General features: G+C 51.0%; 28 protein-coding genes and 1 riboswitch. Of the genes, 23 read left to right on the top strand and 5 right to left on the bottom strand.

The features are described 5' to 3' along the window. Window positions 1-34 precede the first annotated feature (34 nt). From ABEA66_RS27550 to ABEA66_RS27495, 12 genes are all read left to right on the top strand, one after another. Window positions 35-319, top strand: a complete 285-nt coding sequence (locus tag ABEA66_RS27550; protein ID WP_212962112.1) for a hypothetical protein — start codon at window positions 35-37, stop codon at window positions 317-319. A gap of 49 nt (window positions 320-368) precedes the next feature. Further along, window positions 369-1,319 (top strand): DUF3991 and TOPRIM domain-containing protein, encoded by a 951-nt coding sequence (locus tag ABEA66_RS27545; RefSeq protein WP_080835123.1) that lies wholly within the window; start codon window positions 369-371, stop codon window positions 1,317-1,319. A gap of 164 nt (window positions 1,320-1,483) precedes the next feature. Next, window positions 1,484-1,774, top strand: coding sequence for a type II toxin-antitoxin system Phd/YefM family antitoxin (locus tag ABEA66_RS27540; RefSeq protein ID WP_127486748.1), 291 nt, complete (start codon window positions 1,484-1,486; stop codon window positions 1,772-1,774). Further along, window positions 1,752-2,069 (top strand): type II toxin-antitoxin system RelE/ParE family toxin, encoded by a 318-nt coding sequence (locus tag ABEA66_RS27535; RefSeq protein ID WP_127486750.1) that lies wholly within the window; start codon window positions 1,752-1,754, stop codon window positions 2,067-2,069. The genes ABEA66_RS27540 and ABEA66_RS27535 overlap by 23 nt, the downstream gene beginning before the upstream one ends. 242 nt (window positions 2,070-2,311) lie before the next feature. Continuing rightward, window positions 2,312-2,674: a plasmid mobilization protein gene (locus ABEA66_RS27530; RefSeq protein ID WP_246578851.1), complete on the top strand. Its 363-nt coding sequence runs from the start codon at window positions 2,312-2,314 to the stop codon at window positions 2,672-2,674. Between the two features lie 13 nt (window positions 2,675-2,687). Continuing rightward, window positions 2,688-4,109, top strand: coding sequence for a relaxase/mobilization nuclease domain-containing protein (locus ABEA66_RS27525; protein ID WP_127486755.1), 1,422 nt, complete (start codon window positions 2,688-2,690; stop codon window positions 4,107-4,109). Then, window positions 4,018-4,908 carry a PcfB family protein gene (locus ABEA66_RS27520; protein WP_127486757.1) on the top strand — a complete coding sequence of 297 codons (891 nt, stop codon included), beginning with the start codon at window positions 4,018-4,020 and terminating at the stop codon, window positions 4,906-4,908. Before ABEA66_RS27525 ends, ABEA66_RS27520 begins: the two co-directional genes overlap by 92 nt. After that, the gene (locus tag ABEA66_RS27515; RefSeq protein ID WP_148456375.1) at window positions 4,905-5,810 is read left to right on the top strand and encodes a hypothetical protein; all 906 of its coding nucleotides are present in this window, start codon (window positions 4,905-4,907) and stop codon (window positions 5,808-5,810) included. The genes ABEA66_RS27520 and ABEA66_RS27515 overlap by 4 nt, the downstream gene beginning before the upstream one ends. Window positions 5,811-5,850: 40 nt before the next feature. Continuing rightward, on the top strand, window positions 5,851-6,042 hold the full coding sequence (locus ABEA66_RS27510; protein ID WP_148456377.1) for a hypothetical protein: 192 nt from the start codon (window positions 5,851-5,853) through the stop codon (window positions 6,040-6,042). Then, entirely contained in the window at window positions 5,969-7,798 is a 1,830-nt protein-coding gene (locus ABEA66_RS27505) for a VirD4-like conjugal transfer protein, CD1115 family (protein ID WP_425571508.1), read from the top strand. The genes ABEA66_RS27510 and ABEA66_RS27505 overlap by 74 nt, the downstream gene beginning before the upstream one ends. Then, entirely contained in the window at window positions 7,795-8,103 is a 309-nt protein-coding gene (locus tag ABEA66_RS27500) for a glutamyl-tRNA amidotransferase (protein ID WP_425571507.1), read from the top strand. Before ABEA66_RS27505 ends, ABEA66_RS27500 begins: the two co-directional genes overlap by 4 nt. Window positions 8,104-8,170: 67 nt before the next feature. Beyond that, window positions 8,171-9,010, top strand: coding sequence for a VirB6/TrbL-like conjugal transfer protein, CD1112 family (locus ABEA66_RS27495; protein WP_345592632.1), 840 nt, complete (start codon window positions 8,171-8,173; stop codon window positions 9,008-9,010). Window positions 9,011-9,043: 33 nt separating this feature from the next. Here the strand turns inward: ABEA66_RS27495 and ABEA66_RS27490 are convergent, their stop codons facing one another. After that, entirely contained in the window at window positions 9,044-9,382 is a 339-nt protein-coding gene (locus ABEA66_RS27490) for a helix-turn-helix domain-containing protein (RefSeq protein ID WP_256865556.1), read from the bottom strand. A gap of 166 nt (window positions 9,383-9,548) precedes the next feature. On the opposite strand from ABEA66_RS27490, the gene ABEA66_RS27485 reads away from it, so the two are divergent. From ABEA66_RS27485 to ABEA66_RS27455, 7 genes are all read left to right on the top strand, one after another. Beyond that, the gene (locus tag ABEA66_RS27485) at window positions 9,549-9,734 is read left to right on the top strand and encodes a hypothetical protein (RefSeq protein ID WP_079913935.1); all 186 of its coding nucleotides are present in this window, start codon (window positions 9,549-9,551) and stop codon (window positions 9,732-9,734) included. A 26-nt stretch (window positions 9,735-9,760) separates the two neighbouring features. Next, the gene (locus ABEA66_RS27480; RefSeq protein ID WP_345592628.1) at window positions 9,761-10,117 is read left to right on the top strand and encodes a hypothetical protein; all 357 of its coding nucleotides are present in this window, start codon (window positions 9,761-9,763) and stop codon (window positions 10,115-10,117) included. Window positions 10,118-10,150: 33 nt separating this feature from the next. After that, window positions 10,151-10,516, top strand: a complete 366-nt coding sequence (locus ABEA66_RS27475) for a PrgI family protein (protein ID WP_345592626.1) — start codon at window positions 10,151-10,153, stop codon at window positions 10,514-10,516. Beyond that, window positions 10,509-12,833: a VirB4-like conjugal transfer ATPase, CD1110 family gene (locus ABEA66_RS27470; RefSeq protein WP_345592624.1), complete on the top strand. Its 2,325-nt coding sequence runs from the start codon at window positions 10,509-10,511 to the stop codon at window positions 12,831-12,833. The genes ABEA66_RS27475 and ABEA66_RS27470 overlap by 8 nt, the downstream gene beginning before the upstream one ends. Window positions 12,834-13,021: 188 nt before the next feature. Further along, complete coding sequence (locus ABEA66_RS27465) at window positions 13,022-13,381, top strand: response regulator (protein WP_127486771.1); 360 nt, start codon at window positions 13,022-13,024, stop codon at window positions 13,379-13,381. A 10-nt stretch (window positions 13,382-13,391) separates the two neighbouring features. Next, a complete protein-coding gene (locus tag ABEA66_RS27460; RefSeq protein ID WP_345592621.1) occupies window positions 13,392-14,036 on the top strand; it encodes a GGDEF domain-containing protein in 645 nt (214 codons plus the stop codon). Between the two features lie 95 nt (window positions 14,037-14,131). Further along, window positions 14,132-15,853 (top strand): methyl-accepting chemotaxis protein, encoded by a 1,722-nt coding sequence (locus tag ABEA66_RS27455; protein ID WP_127486775.1) that lies wholly within the window; start codon window positions 14,132-14,134, stop codon window positions 15,851-15,853. Between the two features lie 42 nt (window positions 15,854-15,895). On the opposite strand, the gene ABEA66_RS27450 is transcribed toward ABEA66_RS27455, so the two are convergent. Continuing rightward, window positions 15,896-16,240, bottom strand: coding sequence for a hypothetical protein (locus tag ABEA66_RS27450; RefSeq protein ID WP_246062960.1), 345 nt, complete (start codon window positions 16,238-16,240; stop codon window positions 15,896-15,898). Here ABEA66_RS27450 and ABEA66_RS27445 point away from each other — a divergent pair. The 4 genes from ABEA66_RS27445 to ABEA66_RS27430 are packed head-to-tail and all read left to right on the top strand — an operon-like array spanning window position 16,127 to window position 20,107. Then, window positions 16,127-17,563 carry a spore germination protein gene (locus tag ABEA66_RS27445; protein ID WP_345592618.1) on the top strand — a complete coding sequence of 479 codons (1,437 nt, stop codon included), beginning with the start codon at window positions 16,127-16,129 and terminating at the stop codon, window positions 17,561-17,563. The two genes, ABEA66_RS27450 and ABEA66_RS27445, sit on opposite strands and share 114 nt — an antisense overlap. Continuing rightward, entirely contained in the window at window positions 17,560-18,744 is a 1,185-nt protein-coding gene (locus tag ABEA66_RS27440) for a Ger(x)C family spore germination protein (RefSeq protein WP_345592616.1), read from the top strand. The genes ABEA66_RS27445 and ABEA66_RS27440 overlap by 4 nt, the downstream gene beginning before the upstream one ends. Before the next feature lie 10 nt (window positions 18,745-18,754). Next, window positions 18,755-19,003 carry a hypothetical protein gene (locus tag ABEA66_RS27435; protein ID WP_345592614.1) on the top strand — a complete coding sequence of 83 codons (249 nt, stop codon included), beginning with the start codon at window positions 18,755-18,757 and terminating at the stop codon, window positions 19,001-19,003. Next, window positions 19,004-20,107: a GerAB/ArcD/ProY family transporter gene (locus ABEA66_RS27430; protein ID WP_345592612.1), complete on the top strand. Its 1,104-nt coding sequence runs from the start codon at window positions 19,004-19,006 to the stop codon at window positions 20,105-20,107. Between the two features lie 171 nt (window positions 20,108-20,278). On the opposite strand, the gene ABEA66_RS27425 is transcribed toward ABEA66_RS27430, so the two are convergent. The 3 genes from ABEA66_RS27425 to ABEA66_RS27415 are packed head-to-tail and all read right to left on the bottom strand — an operon-like array spanning window position 20,279 to window position 22,185. Next, window positions 20,279-21,073 (bottom strand): GGDEF domain-containing protein, encoded by a 795-nt coding sequence (locus ABEA66_RS27425; protein WP_345592610.1) that lies wholly within the window; start codon window positions 21,071-21,073, stop codon window positions 20,279-20,281. After that, window positions 21,070-21,423: a hypothetical protein gene (locus ABEA66_RS27420; protein WP_148456402.1), complete on the bottom strand. Its 354-nt coding sequence runs from the start codon at window positions 21,421-21,423 to the stop codon at window positions 21,070-21,072. The genes ABEA66_RS27425 and ABEA66_RS27420 overlap by 4 nt, the downstream gene beginning before the upstream one ends. A 45-nt stretch (window positions 21,424-21,468) precedes the next feature. Beyond that, the gene (locus ABEA66_RS27415) at window positions 21,469-22,185 is read right to left on the bottom strand and encodes an EAL domain-containing protein (RefSeq protein ID WP_148456404.1); all 717 of its coding nucleotides are present in this window, start codon (window positions 22,183-22,185) and stop codon (window positions 21,469-21,471) included. 79 nt (window positions 22,186-22,264) lie between these two features. Further along, a riboswitch (cyclic di-GMP riboswitch) is annotated at window positions 22,265-22,348 on the bottom strand. Between the last annotated feature and the right edge of the window lie 140 nt (window positions 22,349-22,488).

Here is a 22,488-nt window from a genome sequence, read left to right as displayed (position 1 = left end):
TTGGGGTCCTTTTCTCGTTTCCGGAGGAATGAACATGTTGTATGCCAGCCCAAGCGGCGGATGCTTTTGTCCGATTTTGCCGCCTTTTGGTTACGGAACCGGCTTGATCGAGGAGGGAGAAACCGTGCCATCGTTGGAGTTGATATCCAAAGAGAAAAACGGATTTGGCGACACGTATTATTACATCCGCGACTCAAACGGGGTGACCAGTCAAGTTTATGAAGGCGATTTAGACGCATTCATGAAAAAGAAAGGCGTTACGAAGTTGAAGGAAGGCAGAGCTTATACGTACCCCAAAAAGAGGGGTAAGGCACGATGAACAATATACCCATCGGACGCTGCCTGGATTTCCAAAAGGAGCTGCGGCAATGAGCTATGTAAACAAGGAACAGATCGAACGTGCCAAAAGACTGGACCTGCTCACATATTTGCATATGCACGAGCCGGCAGAACTGGTCCGATGCTCCCGCAATGTCTACACCACCCGGACACACGACAGCTTGAAAATTTCCAACGGCAAATGGTACTGGTGGTCAAGGGGGATCGGCGGACGCTCGGCGCTGGACTATTTGATCAAAGTGCGGGGCATGTCTTTTCCCGATGCGGTGCTGCAAATTGAAGGCGTTCATCCAGGCAGCGCACCTGCATTTTCGCAATCTTTGCAACAACGCTCATCTCCAGCGCGGTTTGAGCTTCCCGAACCGAATCATACATCGCATCGCGTCATGGCCTATCTCAGCAAACGTGGTATCCATCGCACGTTGATCGACTACTGTCTCGAAACGGGGCGCTTGTATGAAAGCCGACGCTATCACAACGCGGTATTCGTCGGATTTGACCAGGAAGGGACGCCGCGCTATGCGGCGATACGCGGTACGACAAGCACCCGTTATATGGGGGAAGCCGTTGGCAGCGACAAGCGGTATTCGTTTTCCATTCCGGCCTCGAAAAACAGTACGGAACTGCATCTGTTTGAGAGCGCTATTGATCTCTTATCCTACTGTACGCTGGAACATCTCGCCGGCCGGGATTGGCGGCAGGCGCATAAGCTGTCGCTGGCCGGAATATACAGGCCCAGGACAAATGGGGAGGACTCTACTCCCCCGTCTGCCCTAACGCATTACTTGAAGTGCTTTCCCCAAGTAAATCGACTTGTTCTGCACCTGGATAATGATGAGCCGGGGCGATTGGCGGCAGCCACGATACAGAGGCTCCTCTCCCCCACCCTTCTCATATCCGATGAGCCGCCTAAGTTCGGAAAGGATGTAAACAACGAATTGATGGAATTCCGACGAAGACGCGGTGAACCATCCCGATAGCGGTAGACGCTGAACAGTTGGTGTCTTTTCTTTTGGGTTACGGAAAATTTTCGCAGCATGTGGATAAGATGTGAATAGATTGGGGATAAGCGCAATCGCATTGATTGCATAGCATGTAATAGGTATAATAAAATCAATATACAGCTATGCAAGGAGTGACCAAGATGATTATCAAACCTTCCGCCAGTATCCGGCAAAACTATAATGAAATCGCCGATCTATGCAAATCGTCCGGGGAACCGGTTTATCTGACCAAGAACGGTGAAGGCGATCTCGTCGTGATGGACATTGAGACGTTCTCCCGTCGCGAGAAGATGTTAAAGCTGCGCGAAGAACTGCTCGCTGTGCAAGAGGATCGTTTGGCGGGCCGTGCTGGTGTGACGCCGGACGAACTGGACGCTTACCTGGAGGGCATTATTGACGAGGTTCAGCATGGAAAAGATGCCCCGTTATAAGATCGTCGTCTCCGATCGCGCCCGCCAAATGCTGGCGGTTCATGTGCGATTTCTTGCGGAGAAAAGTCCGGATGCGGCGCGGAAAACGAAAAACGAATTGCTGCAAGCGATACGTTCCTTGGCGCAAATGCCGGAACGCTATCCTTTTCTGGAAGCGGAATTTATTCCGTCAAACAAGTACCACAAAATGTTCGTAGATAAATGGTATCTGGTGTTGTATCAGATTCAGGATGAAATCGTGTATGTCGATTTCATTGTAGACTGCCGCCAGGATTACCGCTGGTTGGTGCGATAACAAAAAAGTTCTGCGGAAGACGCTGAGCGGATCGGCGTCTTTTTTGTGTTTTTGGGGCCTCTCTTTTTCCCGGCAGGTGCTTTGAAGGCGACACGAGACGAATGTCTCGTGTTGCAGCAAGCACTGAATTTGGATATCCAAATTCGCTTGTTAGGGGCCTGCGCCCCTAAGACCCTTCATGATCGCTTGTTTATTGCGGCGTAAACTTCTTCGAATAGTTGATTTTGAAAGGGGGTTGTTCGTTGAGAAAACGTTCGATCTCGTTTCTGCTTCGTTTAAGTGAAAGCGAACATGTTCGTCTAATGAATGAAGTGAAACAAACAGGTCTTTCTCGGGAAGCGTACATCCGGGCGCTCATCAATGGGTATATACCGAAGCCGCTGCCGCCGCCGGATTATTATGCGATGATGCGAGAGCTTCACGCTATTGGCAACAATCTCAACCAACTGGCGGCGAAGGCGCATGCGACAGGCTATCTGGATCGGGCTTCTTTTCAGCAGGAGGCCGATCAGTTGCGCCGCGCCGTCCAACAGATTCAACAGGCCGTTACAGCGCCGGAGCTTAGAACCGAGCCGCGCGGGAATTTGAACGTACATCTGCCGTAAAGGGGGCATGCGTATGGCGACAACTGCAATCTGGGACGTTACCGATCGACTCAAGCGCGTGCTGGACTATGCTTCCAATCCCGACAAAACGGATTTAGGGCGCATCGAGAATGAAGGTTTGCAACAGGCGCTCGTATATGCAGCCTCGGATGTCAAAACAGAGAGGCATCTTTATGTGAGCGGAATCAATTGCGATCCGCTCACCGCTTATGAGCAAATGCAGCGCACCAAGCGTCAATTTCAAAAGATGGATGGCATCGTCGCGTTTCACGGCTACCAAGCGTTTGCACCCGGTGAAACGACGCCGGAAATGGCGCACACCATCGGCGTCAAGCTGGCACAGGAGCTATGGGGCGATCGTTTTGAAGTCGTGGTATCGACCCATCTGGACAAGGAGCATTTGCACAATCACTTTGTGCTAAACTCCGTCTCCTTTATGGACGGCAAACGGTATTACGACAACAAAGCCTCCTACGCCCTTCTAAGAAGAACATCCGACCGGCTATGCCGTGAACATGCATTGTCTGTGATCGAGCAACCCGAGCAGAGCAAGGCCAAACACTATGGAGAATGGAAAGCAGATCGGGAAGGTAAGCCGACTTGGAGGGGGACGATTCGGAGCGATGTGGATCAGGCGATTGCGGCATCCATGACGTGGACCCAGTTTATCGCCTCTTTGCAAAAGCAAGGCTATGACGTGAAGACGACCGTGAAGCATATGGCAGTGCGTCCACCGGGTAAGGAACGTTTCGTTCGTTTGCGCAGCTTGGGAGACGACTATACGGAAGAGGCTCTGAAACAGCGGATTTTACGAAATCGCATTCCCCGTAAAACACAGCCTCTGCCAATGCCGCAACGCAGGCGCGCCGTTTGCAAAGGAACGCTTCGATCCGGCAGGAAGTTCAGCGGCTTACAAGCATTGTACCTGCGCTATTTATATGAGATGGGCATGTGGCCCCGTTTTCGCGCGTCCGTGAGAAGGACGCCTTTTTTATTACGGGAAGACTTGCGACACTTGGCGGTTATTACCGCTCAGACCAAACTACTCTGCCAGCGCCGTATCTCCAGCAAAGAGCAGCTTTTGGACTATGTATCCATTGCCCAACAGGAGATGCGCCTACTTTCCAGCGAGCGCAAAGCGCTGTACAACCGTCTTCGCCGCTGCAAGGAGGAAGGCCGGATCTACGCTTGCAAAGAGCAGATAGCCGTATTATCCAAGCGGCTTGCCGCGCTTCGAAAGGAGGTGAAGCTGTGTGCGGGCATCCTGGCCCGATCCGGGGAAATGATGACTAAACTACATGGTGACAGGAAAAATCAATCATTACGAAGGGAGGATTCCATCCATGAGCAGTGGTGCCGAGGCGGCCGATCAGGTCGTCAACATGAGTCTTCGGGGCATCGAGGTGATGGCCAAGATTTCCGGCGAAGGCGCTAAGCATCTGGCCGTCTATTTGTTTGCCGCCCTGCAGGGGCAGAAACGGACAAAGGGCAGCATTCGTCTGGAAAGCTTGCTCCGCAGCGGCAAGGAATTGAAAGTATTTGCCGTCAAAAACGAAGACTTGCCTACCTTCTGCAAGGAGGCCAAACGATACGGCGTTTTGTACTGTGCCCTGCGGGACAAAAAGAATGTCGATGGCTTGTGCGATGTGATGGTGCGGGCCGAGGACGCATCCAAAATCAACCGTATTGTCGAACGCTTCAAACTGGCGACCGTGGATACGGCCAGCATTAAAAGCGAAATTGAGAAATCCCGCGCCGGAAAACAGCCCGTTCAACATGCGTCCGAGCAAGGGCATGAGCAAGCATTGGATCAAACCCAGCAGCGAACGGTGGAGCAAGACATCGCGTCCAAGGGAACGACTCCGGAAAAGAGAGCCGACGATTTTTTGGACGAATTGATGCAGGAGAACAAATCAAAGCAGCCAACTTTCCCGACACACGTTCAAACAAACCCCACGATGGCGACGACGGAGCCGCCCCATCCGTCCGAGCCTACCTCCGGGCGCAGCGAAGCATCCGCAAGGGGTACGATTGAACCGAAAGCCGAGACAGTGCAGCAACGGCCATCGATTCGCGAACTGCTGCGCGAGATTCGTGAAGAAAATCGAAGGGCGGAGAAAGAACGGCGTCAGATCGTCAAGGAACCGTCGCTGCCCAAACGAAGCGTGCGAAATGCCGATAAAGCGAAGACGGGAAAATCCAACGGATCTCGAAAGCGAGGGAAAGCCAAGTGAACAATCTGGACGATTTATTCCGTCAGGATGCAGCCAGTCGATCATCCACGAATCCGTCTGAGCAACCTTTTGACAAGGAAACCTGGGCACAGAAAAAGCAGGAACTTAGGCAATGGACTTACGAGACGATTGATGCCGCGACATCGTCCATTGCGCAAAGCGGCGATGAGTTTCAGCGTTATCTGGATGTGCAGAGCCGTTTCGATCGCTACAGCGTATCCAATGCACTTCTGATTCTCGCACAGCGGCCGGAGGCGACCCGCATCTCTGATTTCGATACGTGGAAAGAACAAGGCGTATTTATCCGCCGCAAGGAAACCGGCTTTTACATCTTAGAGCCGGGAGAGGAGTACCGGAGGGATGACGGCAGCACCGGCATTAGCTATAACCCCAAAAAAATGTTCGACATCGCACAAACGACGGCCAGCCAAAAGAGGGAACAGCCGACTTACCCGGACGACCGGATGCGCATCAAAGCACTGCTGGATCGCGCCCCCGTCCCGATCGTCATTGGCGATGCGCTCCCGCCGGAAATGCATGCGCTCTACCAGCCGGACACGAGGAATATTGTCATCCGCCGCGGCCTGGATGCCGGGGATATTTTCCGGTCGCTTGCGCAGGAATTGGCGCATGCGGAGCTGGATCGCGGAGATGGACGTTACAGTCGCTCCGATTTTACGTTCCATGCATACTGCGCTTCCTACATCCTGTGCAAACAGTACGGCGTGGATACGTCTTTCTTCCGCTTTCATCGTGTGCCGGAGAAGCTGAAGAACATGGAGCCGCAACAAATCCGCGCCGAATTAACGATGATGAAAGATACCGCGCATAACATGGCTCGCAGGATGAACCGGATGCTGGCGCAGCATCGGCAGCAGCTTCGGACGGAACCGGCAAGGTAAGCGTGTCGTCATGTGCAATTTCTCTTGGGAGGGAATGCTTGTGAGGGAGGAAGAACGGGTTCTTTGTCTGGATCATTACGAGCATGGCATTGTGGTGCATGCGCTGAATGCGCTGCGAAACGATTTGATCGGCGAGAAGCGCCCCACCGACGCCGTCGATGAACTGTTGCTCAAAACGATTGATGCCCCTTATCAAAAACATAAGCGACGGAGCCATCATGAGGCGCGTTGAAACCGCAAGGAGTCATTTGATACTCTTTGCGTTTTTTTTAATTCCCGTCTTGTGGGCGGCGATGCTGACCGCCCCTGCATTTTCCGGGGGGCTGCCGGCGATTGTGGAGCATCTCAGCGCGGCGATCAATCACCCGTTCGACATTCAGTGGGTAGACGATACGCCGCGCTGTCTATTCATTTTTACGCTGGCCTATGGACTCGGCGTCTGTATTTACTTGGCCTCCCCGCGAAACTATCGACGACGGGAGGAGCACGGCAGCGCCCGCTGGGGCCGGGCGAAAACCATATGCGCCAAATATAGAAGCAAGCAGCCGGGACAAAACAAAATTTTAACCAAGCAGGTTTGCATCGGGCTCGACGGCCGCAAGCATCGCCGAAATGTGAATGTGCTCGTCGTAGGCGGTTCCGGCTCCGGCAAAACAAGGTTTTATGCAAAACCGAACGTCATGCAAGCGAACACATCGTTCGTCGTTCTCGACCCGAAAGGCGAAATCTTGCGGGATACCGGCCATCTGCTTAAATCCAAAGGGTATGACATCAAGGTGCTCGATCTGATCAATCCTCACCGCTCTCACGGCTACAACCCTTTCGCCTATTTAAACGACGACAAGGATGTGCTGAAACTGGTCACCAACCTGATTCGCAATACGACGCCGAAGGGCAGCAACACGAACGACCCGTTCTGGGAACGGTCCGAAACGGCGTTGCTGGAGGCGCTCGTTTTGTATTTGCTCTATGAAGCGCCGCCGGAGGAACAGAATTTTCCGATGGTGATGGAAATGATCGCCGCCGCCGAAGTGCGGGAAGAAGACGAAACCTACCAGAGTCCGCTGGACGAGTTGTTTGAACGGCTGGCGATGCGCGACCCGGAGCATTTGGCGGTCAAACAGTACAACATCTTCAAACTGGCGGCGGGGAAAACAGCCAAATCGATATTGATCGGCCTAGGCGTTCGGCTGGAGAAGTTCAACTTGCATTCAATCGCCGGAATGAGCTTGGTCGATGAAATGGAATTGGCTGTCATGGGAGAAAAGAAAGCGGCCCTGTTTGCCGTCATTCCCGACAACGACAGCAGTTTCAACTTCATCGTCGGGATGCTTTACACCCAGCTTTTCCAATGCCTGATGTACGAGGCCGACTATCGGCACGGCGGACGCTTGCCGGTGCACGTGCATTTCGTGATGGACGAATTTGCCAACGTCGCCTTGCCCGATGAATTCGACAAGCTGCTCTCCACCATACGCAGCCGCGAGATTTCGGTTTCCATCATCCTGCAAAATTTGGCGCAGCTCAAAGCGCTGTATAAGGAGACGTGGGAATCAATCGTGGGGAACTGCGACGTGTTTTTGTACCTGGGCGGCAATGAACAATCCACTCACAAATACGTCTCGGAACTGCTGGGCAAGGAAACGATCGACACGAACACATATGGTCGAAGCAAGGGCCGCAGCGGCAGTTATTCGATCAACTATCAGTTGTCCGGCCGAGACTTGCTGACGCCCGATGAGGTGCGTCTTCTCGATAACCGTCATGCCTTGCTCTTTATTCGCGGCGAGCGTCCTGTTCAGGACGACAAGTACGATTTGCTCAGGCATCCCCATGTCGAGCTCACGACGGATGGCAGCGGTCTCCCCTACCAGCATGGCGGCACGGAACACGCTTTGGATTGGCGAAAGGTGTTGCTTCATGAAAACGGAGAGTACGAGCTTCTGTCAGAAGAAGACATGGAGTCGCTATTTTTACGAAGGGAATGATGAAGTTGAAAATCAAAGGGAAACGGCTGCTGGCGCTTTACATCATGCTTGTCTTAACGGGAACCGTATTCGTCTCTACCGCTTATGCCGAGGGCGATCCGATGACGACCGTCAATAACTTGTCCACCTTCATATTCGGATTAATACGGGCCATCGGTATGATCATACTCGGCTTCGGCATTGTGCAGATCGGATTGTCGCTCAAGTCTCACGACCCTTCCCAGCGAGCGAACGGGTTCCTGACGCTTGCCGGCGGGATTATCATTACCTTTACGAAGGAAATTCTTACCCTGATTGCCGGTTAAACGGGAGTCGCAAATGAGGGGAACGGGCGATTTGTCCGTTCCCCGTCTACAGAAAAGGGGTGAGAATATGGCCAAAAACAGTTGGATTATTGACAACCTCGAACATGCGCTCGATACATGGAACGAGAAAATGAATGAAATCTGGCAGCTTGTTACCGAGTCGCCGGCCGACTTCAAGGGTGGCGGCGTGTGGCGCGTCATTACCGACATTCACGGCGCGTTGCAGGCGACGGGACTGGCGCTTCTAGTCTTGTTTTTTATGATCGGCGTGGTGAAGACGACCGGCAGTTTTGCCGAAGTGAAAAAGCCGGAGATGGCCGTCAAGCTGTTTATCCGCTTTGTCCTGGCCAAAGCAGTCGTTACCTACGGACTGGAGCTCATGATGGCGCTGTTTACCATTGTTCAGGGAATCATTTCCACGATGATGGGACGTTCCGGGTTCGGAAGGACGGAGGCTATGACTTTGCCGAACACCATTGCCAAAGCGATTGAAGACGTCGGTTTTTGGCAAAGCATTCCGCTGTGGGTCGTCACCCTTCTGGGCAGTCTGTTCATCACGGTGCTGTCTTTTGTGATGATCCTCTCGGTGTACGGACGTTTTTTTCGTATCTACTTATATACGGCCATCGCTCCCGTTCCGTTGTCCGCCTTTGCCGGGGAACCGAGCCAAAATATCGGCAAATCGTTTCTCAAAGGGTATGCGGCCGCTTGTCTGGAGGGAGCGATTATCGTACTCGCTTGTATCATCTACTCTGCCTTTGCCTCCGCTCCCCCGGCGGTCGATGAAGGCGCAGGAGCGGTTACGATGGTGTGGACGTACATTGGCGAGTTGATTTTCAACATGCTGGTGCTTGTGGGGACGGTCAAAATGGCGGACCGGGTGGTGAGGGAGATGATGGGGCTGTGAAACGCGCTTCCGTTGCTGAGATTGAGTCTTGCATTAACGAATTGCGGTAAGAAACAGCCTTAAAAGAGCCAATGCGTCCTTGCGTTGTTTCTCTGTACAATGACGAAGGGCGGCTACAATCAATTCCGTTTCATCGCTCGGCGTAACCTTTGCTTCATGCTCCAAGAGCAGTTCGTTAGGAGAAAGTTTGAGCAAATTGCAGATGTTGAGCATGGTTTCAATGGACATACCGGCTTTACCTCGTTCAATGTCGGCACAGAATCTCGGGACTCGTCCAATCCGTTCAGCCAATTGCTCACGAGAAATTTCCAAAGCCTCTCGTTGCTTCCGAATGCGTTGCCCCACCTTCTTTTTATCGTAAACACCCATCATTTTATCACCTATATCCATTGGGTTAAGAATTTATAACTCCTATTATGGAGGAGTATACAATTGACATAAATGAGGTTTGAAATTACGATAAAAGTAGTTTTTTAACATACACCATAAATTTTTCATAAATAGCTGCCCTCACAGGGAAGAACGGGAGGATGTATGAATGGACGATTTGTTAAGAGAACTGGAGGAGGAGCGAGGAAAGCTGAATACGTTTGGGGAAAAGTTAATGGAACAATCGATTTCTTTATCCGACAGCCAAGCGTTTCAGGAACAGAGTCAAAAGGTCGATCAGCTAGTGGCTCGCTATTATGACCTGAAAGTTCAGCGAAAGCAGCGGGTACGGTAAAAGGGGCACATGGGAGGAAGAAGGCGATGGAATTTCCAGCGTGGTTTCGGCAAGCTATTCAAAGCCGATTGGATGATGTTTCTGCTCGAATTGAATATCATCCTGATCTGAGCCGTTTTCGTGCTGAAGAAAGCAAGGCATTTCAAGTTTTGTTCGCTGGTATGGACATTGGACGCATGCCGGAGTATACGGAATGGGAGGACAAGCACCATTTTAAGCAGGCGATCATGAATGAATGGTTATATTTGCAAGGCATGCGAGATGGCGCTCAGCTTGTATTTGCGCTTTTGGCCGATCCTCTTCCATCCGGCGATAAGTTGTTAGTAAGAACGAAAAAGACAGAGCCAATAACGGATAAACCGGAGGATGGGGTCAAACTGTAGACATAACGAGCATCGTTAATGGGAGGGCTTCAAATGGAAGTGAAAATTAACCGGGAAATCCGGGATTATACGGAAAGCTTGTTCTTTGGACTGTCCTTGCGGCAGTTCTTTTTTTCTGTGCTGGCTGTCGGCGTGGCGATCGGCCTTTATTTTGGACTGCGCGGCCGCTTTGGCTTGGAAACGCTCAGCTGGATGTGCATTTTGGGGGCCGCGCCCTGCGCAGCCTTGGGTTTCATCAGCTATCACGGCATGACGGCCGAGCAGTTGCTTTGGGTGTACGTGAAATCGGAATTTCTGCTGCCAAGGCGATTCGTCTTCTATTCGACCAATATCTATGTTGAAGCGCTGAAAAAGAGCATGCACAGTCATGAGCAGGAAAGGATGAAGCGCCATGATTAAAACGCTCAGACGCATCATCAAGCAGGACAAGGAACGATTTGTCATTCCGAAAGGCGTTCAGCAAGTCATCCCGATTCGCGCCCTCTGGCCGGACGGGATTTTTTTTGTCGGCAACAAGTTCTCCAAATCGTTTCGGTTCGAGGATATCAACTACGCCGTAGCGTCCAGGGAAGACAAGGAAGCGATGTTTTTGTCTTATTCCGAGCTGCTTAATTCCTTTGACAGTGGAGCGACCACTAAAATCACGATCCATAACCGGCGTATGAATCGGGCCGATTTTGAAAGCTCGATTCTGATTCCCCTTCGGCAGGACCATCTTGATGTGTACCGGAAGGAGTACAACGAGATGTTGCTCGAAAAGGCCATCGGCGCGAACGGGACGATTCAGGAAAAGTACGTTACCATTTCTGTGGTCAAGAAAAATGTAGAGGAAGCCCGTCAATATTTCGCGAGGGTCGGAACCGAATTGATGTCGCATTTTTCCCGTCTCGGTTCCAAATGTATCGAACTGGATGCAACCGACCGTCTGCGCATTTTTCATGATTTCTTTCGGATCGGCGAGGAAGCGGATTTTCGTTTCCATCTGTCCGAAACGATGCGCAAGGGTCATGATTTCAAAGACTACATTTGCCCGGATACGTTCGAGTTTGAAAAAGATCATTTTCGGATGGGCAACTTTTTTGGCCGCGTGATTTTCCTGCGGGAATACGCCAGCTATATTAAGGACAGCATGGTGTCCGAGCTTTGCGACCTGAACCGGAATTTGCTGCTGTCGCTGGATATCATTCCGATTCCGACCGATGAGGCCGTTCGCGAGGTGGAGAACCGTTTGCTCGGCGTGGAGACGAACATCACCAACTGGCAGCGGCGACAGAACCGGAACAACAATTTTTCCGCCGTGGTCCCTTACGATATGGAGCAGCAACGCAAAGAGAGCAAAGAATTTCTGAACGACTTGACCACCCGCGACCAGCGGATGATGTTCGGCCTGTTGACGATGGTCCACATTGCGGACAGCAAGGAGCAGCTCGACAGCGATACGGAGGCGCTGCTCACCACCGCCCGCAAGCATTTGTGCCAGTTTTCCACGCTGACCTACCAGCAAATGGACGGCCTGAATACGGTGCTCCCCTACGGCTTGCGGAAGGTTCACGCTCTGCGGACGTTAACGACGGAAAGCACGGCTGTCTTTATTCCGTTCCGGGCACAGGAAATCGTGCATTCGGGCGGCATTTACTACGGACAAAATGTAATCAGCAAAAACATGATCATCGCCAATCGCAAACAATTGCTGAACGGAAACAGCTTTATCCTCGGCGTATCCGGTTCCGGCAAAAGCTTTACCGCGAAACGGGAAATCGTCAACCAGATGCTGGCCAGCGACGACGATATGATCCTGATCGACCCGGAGCGGGAATACTCCGCGCTGGTGAACGCATTGGGCGGCGAGACGATTCATATATCCGCCACCTCGCCCAACCATATCAATGCGATGGATATGAACCGGCAATATGGCGACGGAGCCAACCCGATTATTCTCAAATCGGAATTCGTCCTCTCGCTCTGCGAGCAATTGATTGGCGGTTATCAGCTGGGAGCCAAGGAAAAGTCGCTCATTGACCGTTGCACCGCCAGCGTGTACAGGAAGTATTTGCAGAGCAACTATAAGGGGCAGCCGCCGACGCTTCAGGACTTTCGCGCGGAGCTGCTCAAGCAATCGGAGCCGGAAGCGCAGGACATCGCGCTGGCGATCGAGTTGTTTACTTCCGGCAGTTTGAATACGTTCGCCAAGCCGACTAATGTTAATGTCCATAACCGGCTCATCTGCTACGACATTCTCGACTTGGGCAAACAGCTTCTCCCGATCGGCATGCTGGTTGTACTGGACAGCATCCTGAATCGGATTACACAAAATCGGGTTAAAGGCAAAAATACGTTTATCATTATTGATGAAATCTATCTTCTGTTTCAGCACGAATACAGCGCCAACTTTTTGTTCACGCTTTGGAAGCGCGTTCGAAAGTATGGCGCTTTTTGTACGGGCATTACGCAGAACGTGGACGATTTGCTGCAAAGCCATACGGCCCGGACTATGCTCGCGAACAGCGAATTTATTGTCATGCTGAATCAGGCCAGCACCGACCGGAAAGAGCTAGCCGAATTGCTTAATATTTCGGAACTGCAACTCTCTTATATTACCAATGTTGACGCCGGGAACGGATTGATGAAGGTAGGCAGCTCCCTTGTGCCGTTTACCGACAAGTTCCCACGGCATACGAAGCTGTATAGTCTGATGACGACTAAGCCGGGTGAATAGAAGGAAGAGGCGAGAAGCGGCTGGTCTCTGATGAGGTCAGCCCCTTCTTGTCGATGAATAATCATGATATCGACAAAAATACGTTGATCTGATTCTTAAAAAGGCGAACTATGAAATATGTGCCAATTTCGAGTATAATAGGTTTGGAATCATAGGCCTTTGAGAGCATTGGCATGAGGGAGGTTGTCATGGCCAAAATTATGATTGTGGACGATACGGCGTTCATGAGAATGATGCTGAGAGAGATCATAACGGATTGCGGCTTTGAAGTGATAGCGGAAGCGGAGAATGGAAAAGAGGCCGTGCAATTTTTCAGGCAGTACAGACCCGAACTTGTCACGATGGATATTACGATGCCTGAAATGGACGGCATCGCCGCTTTGAAGGAAATAAAACGAATAGACCCCATGGCGCGAGTCATCATCTGTTCCGCAATGGGACAAAAAGATCGGGTTGTCGATGCGATTACGTCGGGGGCCGCGGATTTTATCGTCAAGCCGTTTCAGAGGGAAAAAGTTGTGGAGACGCTGGCCAAAGCGTTGAAATAGTCGAGTGTATATGAACAAGATCGGTCGCGTTACAGCTGTCATTTTCGTTTTCTCTCTTGTCGCGATTCAACTAATTTATATTAAACTTGTTTATGATGTAGTGGATAAGGCCGTGGCCATGTCGCTCGCGGTCTTTTTGCCGTTGGCCTACTTGTGCGGCAAGCGGTTCGATACGCTGTTGCGGCTCTCGCAAAGAGACGACTTGACCGGGGCGTATAATCGAGGGTTCATTCAGCGCGTTTTCCCCAGACTGGTTCGCCGATCTCAAAGGCTGCGAAAACAACTGCTCGTGTTCTATGTTGACGTAGACAACTTCAAGGATATCAACGACACATACTCTCACGAAACCGGAGATCGTGTGTTATGTCAACTTTCAAACTTGCTTGAAAAAATAACGAGCAAATACGACTATGTTGCACGATGGGGAGGCGATGAATTTGTAGTCATTGTGCCGTACACCGACGAAGAAGGAGCCAGAGCGCTCCAGAGACGTCTTGGCAGTGCGCTGTCGATATCGCTGGAGGAATTGAAGACGCACGCGTATCTTTCTGTCGGATATGCGGTTTGTCCCGACGAGAGCGCCGATCTTGGCGAGCTCTTGAGAATGGCGGACAAGAGAATGTACAAGCAAAAATTAAGCCGCCACAATGACTGACATGTGCACCACAGGCAAGGCCTAACGATTTGAACAAAGCCATTTTACGTTAATCCGGTTCTGAATTCAACTTACAACAAGGAGCGCTTAAATTTATGAAAACTGTACCCATTCGTCTAAACCGCATCCAAAATAAAATCGGCCTTGGCTTTCTGGTCGTCGTCATGTTTTTTGTCATCGCCATTCTTAGCGTAACCCGGCAACTATCTTCCTTCCAGAAGGAAACGAGATTCATTACGGATCATGATATGCAAGTACATAGCCTGGCCCAGTCCATCGAGAAGGATCTGGTAGATATGGAAACCGGTCAAAGAGGTTTTATTATAACCGGGGAAAACAAATATTTGGACCCGTACAACAACGGCAAAACCAATTGGCAGAAGCACTATGAGGCCCTTTTCCAGCTTGTTGCCGACAATCCAAGCCAACAGGACAACTTGAAAGCCATTCAAAAAAATGTGGAACATTGGATTCAAGACGCCGGCGAGAAAGTGATTGCCTTGAAAAAGGCCAATGACAACAAGGGACTCCAGCAATTTTTCCAGGACGATCCGGGGAAGCAGGATATGGATGCCCTGCGCGAACAGCTTTCGTCGTTCCGTTCCATCGAAAAACAGCTCACGTTGAATCGGGTGTCGGCGCTCGAAAAGAAAAACGGTCAACTCCGATTGCAACTGTACGGCTCCCTGTTGCTGGTACTTATCGTTTCGGTTATCTCGTCTTACTTCACCGGCGCATTGACGGCCAGGAACGTACGCAAAGTCGGGAACGCCATCGCAGAAATTGCTTCTTCCGGCGGTGATTTGACGAAACGAATTTCAGTGAAGACCAAAGATGAAACGAAAGATTTGGCGGATCAAACGAACTTGCTGTTAGCCAGTCTTCAGAGCATGATCGCCGATATTCAAGGGAAGACCCTGGAATTGGAACGCTCCTCATCCATGTTGAAGGTTGGCGCAGACGAGAGCTACAAAGCCGCCGATCAAATCTCTGAATCTGTCCAGCGCGTAGCGCAGGGAGCGGAACAACAAGTATCCCAGACGGAAGAGATGTCGGCGATTTTGCAGGAGACGGTATCGGGACTGGAGCAGGTTGCCGCCACGACAACCGACGTTTCCGACCTTGCCAAGCGAGCGCAGTCCGTCGCGACGGAGAATGCCGGCGAAATGCAGGCAAATGCGGAAAAAATCGGCCAGATCGAAGAAACGTTTTCCGACATTCAAGCTTCCGCCGCGGAACTGGCATCGCTGTCTGAAAAAATTCGGGATGTGGTCGGATATATTCAGGACGTCTCCAATCAAACCAATCTGTTGTCGCTGAACGCCGCCATCGAAGCGGCGCGCGCCGGGGAACAAGGCCGCGGGTTTGCCGTCGTCGCCGGAGAAATCCGCAAGCTGGCGGACCAGGCTGCGCATTCGACCCGCGAGATCCATGAAACCATCGAAGTGATGTTGAACGGCATCAACGGACTCGTCCAGAAAGTAAATGAGAACAGCCATGGCGTCAAGGATGGCGTTCAGGCCATGATGAAAGCCAGCGAGTCGTTCCGGGCCATCATGAACGAAGTGAACAACTTGAGCGTTCAAGTCATGGAGGTTGCCGCTTCTGTGGGACAGATGTCCGCCGGCAGCAAAGCGATTGAAGGTTCCATTCGGGAAATTACGAAAATTACGGAAGAAACCGCCTCGTTCACTGAAGAGGTTGCGGCCATGACCGAGGAGCAGGCGGCCACGAGTCAGGAAATGCTGCAAACCGCTCGCCAGCTTGGCGAAATGTCCGATTCCCTGAAAACGTTAGTCGGCAAGTTCAAAGTATGAGTGCAAGTCCCGATCCCCTCACCCGACGGAGATCGGGATTTTTTAATGTGTGCGCCCCCTCCCCGACACTGAATAAAAAGGGGGTAAATTGCCAACAATAAAATGGAAATGAAACATGAGGGGATCGCCATGGGGAAATCGAACGGATTTTGGAGCCGCCGCCCGCGTTCCAATCAGCGCGAGACCGAACGCTTTGCTCATCAGGAAGAAAATCGGCAACTCGATCAGGTTCTTTCCGCAAATCTGGCCGAGAATGTTCAGGCGCTTCAGCGCTTGTATACTCGTTGTTCTGACGTGATTTTTCACGAGTTCTGCATAGGCAATCGCATGGAGGCTGTGCTCGTTTACATCGACGGTCTGGCTCATATCGAAGAAGTGGATCAACATGTGCTCGCTCCGTTGCAACAGGATTTCCCTATGGATTGCACGCTGGCAGACATTCGCGGAAAAATTGCCGTCTCCTCGATAAAGCCGGTGGATACGATTGCCAAGGTGCTTGAAGAAATATCCGGCGGCAATCCCGTATTGCTGATGGAACGTGAGCCTCACGGACTGGCGATCGGCTTGCCGAAATGGGAAAAACGGGCCATCGACGAGCCGTCCGCCGAATCGGTGTTACGCGGACCGCGGGAAGGGTTCATCGAGTCGCTTCGCACCAATACGGCTTTGTTGCGGCGTAAAATCCGAACTCCCCATCTCAAAATCGTCACGATGAGCATGGGGACTTATACGAGCACGCAGATTGCGCTCGCCTACTTGGAGGGGGTTGCAGCCCCTGCTTTGGTGGAAGAAATGACGAACCGTCTGCAACGAATCGAGATCGACGGCATTTTGGAGAGCGTGTACATCGAAGAACTGATCGAGGACAACCCGTTCTCCCCGTTCCCGCAATTGCTTTCCACCGAAAGGCCGGATGTGGCGAGCGCTTACTTGCTCGAAGGACACGTCGTCGTTTTGATCGACGGTACGCCCAGCGTGCTGATTGCACCGATTACCTTCTATTCCTTGTTGCAGTCGCCGGAAGATTATTACGAGCGGTTTGTTGTAGGTACCGCAATACGCTGGCTGCGCTATTTCTTCTTTTTGATCTCTTTGCTGGGGCCGTCCTTTTACGTTGCGGTTATTAGTTACCATCAGGAAATGATACCGAACGCTTTGTTGATTACAATGGCAAGATCCCGGGAACAAATCCCGTTTCCCGCCATTATCGAGGCATTGTTGATGGAATCCATGTTTGAAGCGCTGCGCGAAGCCGGCGCGCGGCTGCCGAAGCAAATCGGCACCGCCGTCAGTATTGTCGGAGCGCTGGTCATCGGTCAGGCGGCCATTGCAGCGGGTATCGTTTCTGCGCCGATGGTAATGGTCGTGGCCATTACGGGCGTCGCGTCGTTTATGGCCCCCCGTTTTACCGTCGGCATTGCCATCAGGCTGCTGCGGTTCCCCATGATGGTGCTTGCCGGCTTTCTTGGGCTGCTGGGATTGATTATGGGAGGCATTCTCATTCTGAATCACCTGTTCAAACTGCGTTCGTTCGGCGCTCCGTATATGGCCCCCCTGGCCCCGATGCAGTGGCGCAGCCTGAACGATGTACTCTGGCGCGCTCCGCGCTGGCTCATGACCAAACGTCCCCACATGACGGGGGCGTGGAATCCCATAAGGCAGCCCCGCGGTCAACGCCCGGGCCCGCATAAAGGGGAGACAGGAGATTGACGAAGCTGAGCGCAAAGAGGACGTTGATGGTGGGGCTGATTGCCTCGGCGGTGCTGCTGTCCGGATGTTGGGACCGAACCGAAATAAACGATTTGGCGATTCTTACGGCTGGCGGGTTGGACTTGACGGAAGATCGGAAACTGGAACTCTCCGTTAAGCAATATTTGGTATCGCCCTCTTCCTCCGAACAATCGGGAAGCTTTTCTTCAGACACCGGCGGAGGTTCCGGCAAGTCGGTCGTTCGTTCCTCCCGCGGTTTATCAATGGCTGATGCGGAATCCCATTTGCAGCAGGTATTAAGCCGCAAAGTCTTTTGGGGCCAGGACGAAGTGTTCGTATTCGGTCAGCGGCTGGCGAAAGAAGGACTCGCCGAACCGATGGAATTTTTGACGAGACATCCGATTCCGAGGGAGCGGGCCAATGTTTTCGTCAGCCAGAGTTCCGCGAGAGAGGTAATGGAACTTGATCCGCCGATTGAACGCTCGGTTTCGCAAGCTTTACGTAAAATGGCCGAAAATGAAACAGGTCTGAATATTACGTTGAAAGAATTGGCGGAGATGATGGCGGGCAGATCCAGATCCGCCGTCATCCCATGGGTCGAAATCAAGCCTGGCGATGGAAAGCAAGCAGCGTTCGCATTCATTAAAGGCACGGCGGTTCTGAAAAATGGAAAGATGATCGGCCGCATGAACGATGCCGAGACACGCGGAATCATGTGGTTGAGAAACGAAGTGCAAAAAGCGACGGTTACCGTTTCCCCAGGCGAGAGCAATGGACTCGTGTCGCTACAATTGCTGAGAAGCCGTACGGATCTGATCCCGCACCTTAAAGGAGGAGAATGGAGCCTGACGGTTCGAATCGAAACCCAGGATGACATCGTTGAAAACACGTCGGAACTGGATCTGTCCGTGCCGGACCATATCAGCGAGTTGGAGCGCGAGCTGGAAGACGATATTAAACGCCGCATTCAAATGGCGCTAGAACGGGCGCAAAAAGAGATGAAAGCCGATATTTTCAATTTTGCGGATGCTTTTTACCGGAAGTATCCGAAGGAGTGGAACCGAAACAAGGATCGCTGGGACGATCTTTACTCCAAACTGGAAGTCAACGTACAGGCAAAGGTCAAAGTTGTCCGTCCCGGCTTGACCAACAAAAGCATATTCAAGCCGGAACAGAGGTGATGATTGGATCATGATATGGGGGGGAATGCTTGGAATTGCCGCAGTGTTGGCATTAATGATTTTGCATGATTGGCGCGCCATGCCGTATTTTACGAAGCGGGAGAAGACGGCTTATGGCGCCTTGACCGGATTGGGCGCGATTTTGGCGATCTTGCTTGTTCTCGATCCCCAAATGCCGGGTCCCACGCAGTGGATGGATGTTATTTACAAACCGTTGGTAAACTTGCTGGAGAAGCTCACCGTGCAAAGGAGCGGGTGAATGGTGATGGAAAGAGGGAAAATATCCGCCCCGCAAATCGGGAAAATGATCTATTTGGCGGTAACTCCGACGGCTATTTTAAGCACGCCGGCGATTACGTATCAATTCGCCAAGCAGGATTTGTGGATATCTCCGATGTGGGCATTCAGCGGGGTTATTGCGATCTGGATTGCGCTGAGCATTCACCGATTGTTTCCGGGCGAGAATCTCGTTCAGGCAGGCGAACGCATTTTAGGTCGAATGTTGGGTAAAGTGTTCGGGCTGGTTATTCTGTTATACTATTTGTATTTAGGCGGCGTCATTGTGCGGGAATACGGCGAATTTGTAGTCGGAGCGTTTCTTGTTCAAACGCCGTTGCTGGTTGTATCCGGAAGCATGGTGCTCGTATGTGCCATTGTGGTTGGCAGCGGCGTGGAAATCATCGCGAGATTTGCCGATATATTTATCCCTGTTTTTGCGCTGCTCTTTCTGCTTCTGATCATCCCCCTGCTTCCGGATCTTCATATGTTGAAGATGCTGCCGATTATGGGAGAAGGTATCGGACCTTCCCTCTCAGGTTCGGTTGTTTTGCAAGCATGGTTCAGCGAATTTCTGACCGTGTCGTTTTTAATTCCATTTGCAAACCGTGCGGAAAAAGTGAAAAAAAGTATGGCGATAACTTTGCTGGCCGTCATTGTGACGCTTGTGTCATCCAACCTGGTTACGCTGCTGCTATTGGGGGATCTAACGGGAAATTATACCTATCCTTTCCTGATTGTCGCCAGATACATCAACCTGGCCGATTTCTTTACCCATCTGGAATCGCTTTTTATGGCTATTTGGGTATTGGGCGCATTTGTTAAAATATGTGTTTTCTTTTATGTGACGGCCATGGGCGCCGCTCAATGGATGAGCCTTCGTGAATACCAGCCAATCGTATTCCCTGTCGGCTTCTTGCTGCTGTTAATGAGCGTATGGGTCGCGCCCAATCTGCAGGAGTTGACGCATGCTTTATCGACTTCGATCATTTTTTCGGCATTGACGGTATTGATTTGCCTTCCCGCGGCGCTGCTCGGTGTGGCCTGGATCAGAAAACAATGGGAGAAGAAAAATATGCAGGATTGAACCGCGGAGACAGTCGGACACGTTCTGAGCGGAGACAGTCGGACACGTTCTGATCGGATGAACATCCGTTTTAAAATAATAGCGCCAACCTTCTGTTTACGCTTAGGACGCGTGTCAGAATGCTTGACGCTTTTTACCGCTCTCAAGTTTGGCGAAAAGTCGAATTCTCCATCATGCAAGAGATTTTTGTTTCAAAGAAGTGGATAGAAGACTCGCTCTGTTGATCAGTTCTCGAAAAGACAGCGAAAAAAAGTCAGGTACGAGAAAGCCGCTGATGACTCCCACCGATGCGGACAATGCAACGTTTTGAATGACGACAGGTTGGGACAGGGCATCTTCCAATTGCAAGCCATCGTATTCATTACGGCAAGTAATCACAATAAACTCATCCCCTGCATACCTGCATACATAATCCTGTTCGTTCGTTAATGCACGCAAGCGATTGGAGAACTCGACAAGAAAATCGTCCCCTACCGGATGCCCATGCAATTTGTTGATTTCACCGAAGTTATTGAGATCAATAAAGAGCAAACGGAATTGTTGGCGACGGTTCAGAAAATGTTCGCCGATATGTTGGATATAAGGTGCACGGTACAGTCCCGTTAGTGGGTCAACGAGTTGGTTCAATTTGATTTGAAGCTTCTCGCGGGTCACGATCCCGATTACCTGATCTTCATGAACGACAAGAAGGCGTTCAATGTGATGCCGCTCCATCATTACCAGCGCGTCCCAAGCAAATTGGTCAGGCGAAATGCTGATCGGGTCTGGGGTCATCGCGTCGGCCACAATGCGATTGGGATGGGAAGAACGGATATCCCGCGACGTAACAATCCCCACGATTGTCCCATGATCCGTGACGACCAGCGAACCGATTTTAAGTTCATTCATCATATCGGACACGTACTGGACGCTTCTTTCGGATGAAACCGTATAGACCGGGGATGACATGAATTCCGCCACCTTCATTGCAACTCCACCTCCCGCTGAATTGATACCGAAATTTTCAGTTCGGAACGAAGAACCATGTTGTCGCTGATCAACCGGTCCGCTTCTTCCAATATGATTTGCATCAGCATACGTTCGTCCAACATTTGAAGAAGGGAGTTCCGAATCAAGACCGCTTCAATTTTGGCATGCTCCAGTTTAACGATTGTAAATTGTTCCGGTGATATCGCCTGCGCCATTCGCTTTACCGCTTCCGGCCCGATCGGGGCTTTTTTCCCGATGATCAACAAATCCTGCATAGGCGGAACTTCAAACTCCGAAATTTTCAAGGAGAGCATTGCTTTCCGGAAATAGTTCAGTTTATCCTGCATCTTGATTACTCCTTCATGTTCGGGTGAGACTTCACGTTCAACCGTTTACGTTAACCGATACGGTTTTCCGAATAAATAGCCTTGTCCCATCTTGATACCCAAAGACAGCGCGGTATCCAAATCTTCTTCTTTTTCAATTCCTTCTAGGATCAGATTGGCCTCGTCATTGCAGTACTCGGCAAACAGCGCGACAACTTTTTGTTTCTTCCTGGATGTACTCAAGTCGGATGCAAAGAATCGGTCGATTTTGATGAAATCCGGCGAGATGTCCAGTATATTCCGAAACGAAGTTGTTCCATCTCCAACATCGTCCAGGGCAATCAGGAAATTCAGTTCACGCAGCAGACGGATGGCATCTCTGAAAGAGGCGCTCTTCCATAAAAGACTCTCATAAATGGACTCGTTAATCTCAAATACGATTTGGTTCCTATAAAGCCCGAATTGCTCGACAAGGGAGTCGAGTAAGTTGATAAACAAAGGCGAGACCAAAGTTGAAGGGAAAATGTTAATAAATAACAGGGTATGTTCCCGTGAGCCCGGAAATCCGAAGTAAGCTGAAATGGCCTCGAAAATAGAAAAAGAATCGACTTCGAACAGCTTGTTCTGCTCCATGGCGCGCTGAAATAAAAGATCTGGATTCATATTGGAGTTACTGCGAATGAGGGCCTCGTAACCAAGGATTCTCTTTTCGGGAAACCCCAAGATGGGCTGGAACATATGATAAAAATCGTTTTGTACAATCAATTGTTCGATATTCGGCATCGAGGCTACTCCCTTTGCTGGAGAATCAAAATAAGAAGCCACCCCGATTTGGGGCAGCTTTGAGCTTGGAAGCAACAAATTCGGCAACCCAGCTACCATAGATATCATCCTTAGGCCTGAAGTTTTGCGCCCCCATTTTTCAATGGGTTTGCCGTTTCGTTTTTTATGATCCAGAAAGGAAGGGATCAGCCTGAGGACCTACAAATAGAACTTCCCCCTTTAGAATGAAGTTAAATGATTTACGACAAAATCCTTCTTTATACCCAATAATTCGCGCAAAAAGCGCCAACTCCTTCCAAACGG

The sequence above is a fragment of the Paenibacillus vulneris genome (assembly GCF_039543185.1).
Lineage (GTDB): Bacteria > Bacillota > Bacilli > Paenibacillales > NBRC-103111 > Paenibacillus_S > Paenibacillus_S vulneris.
This window is presented reverse-complemented; position numbering and strand designations above follow the sequence as displayed.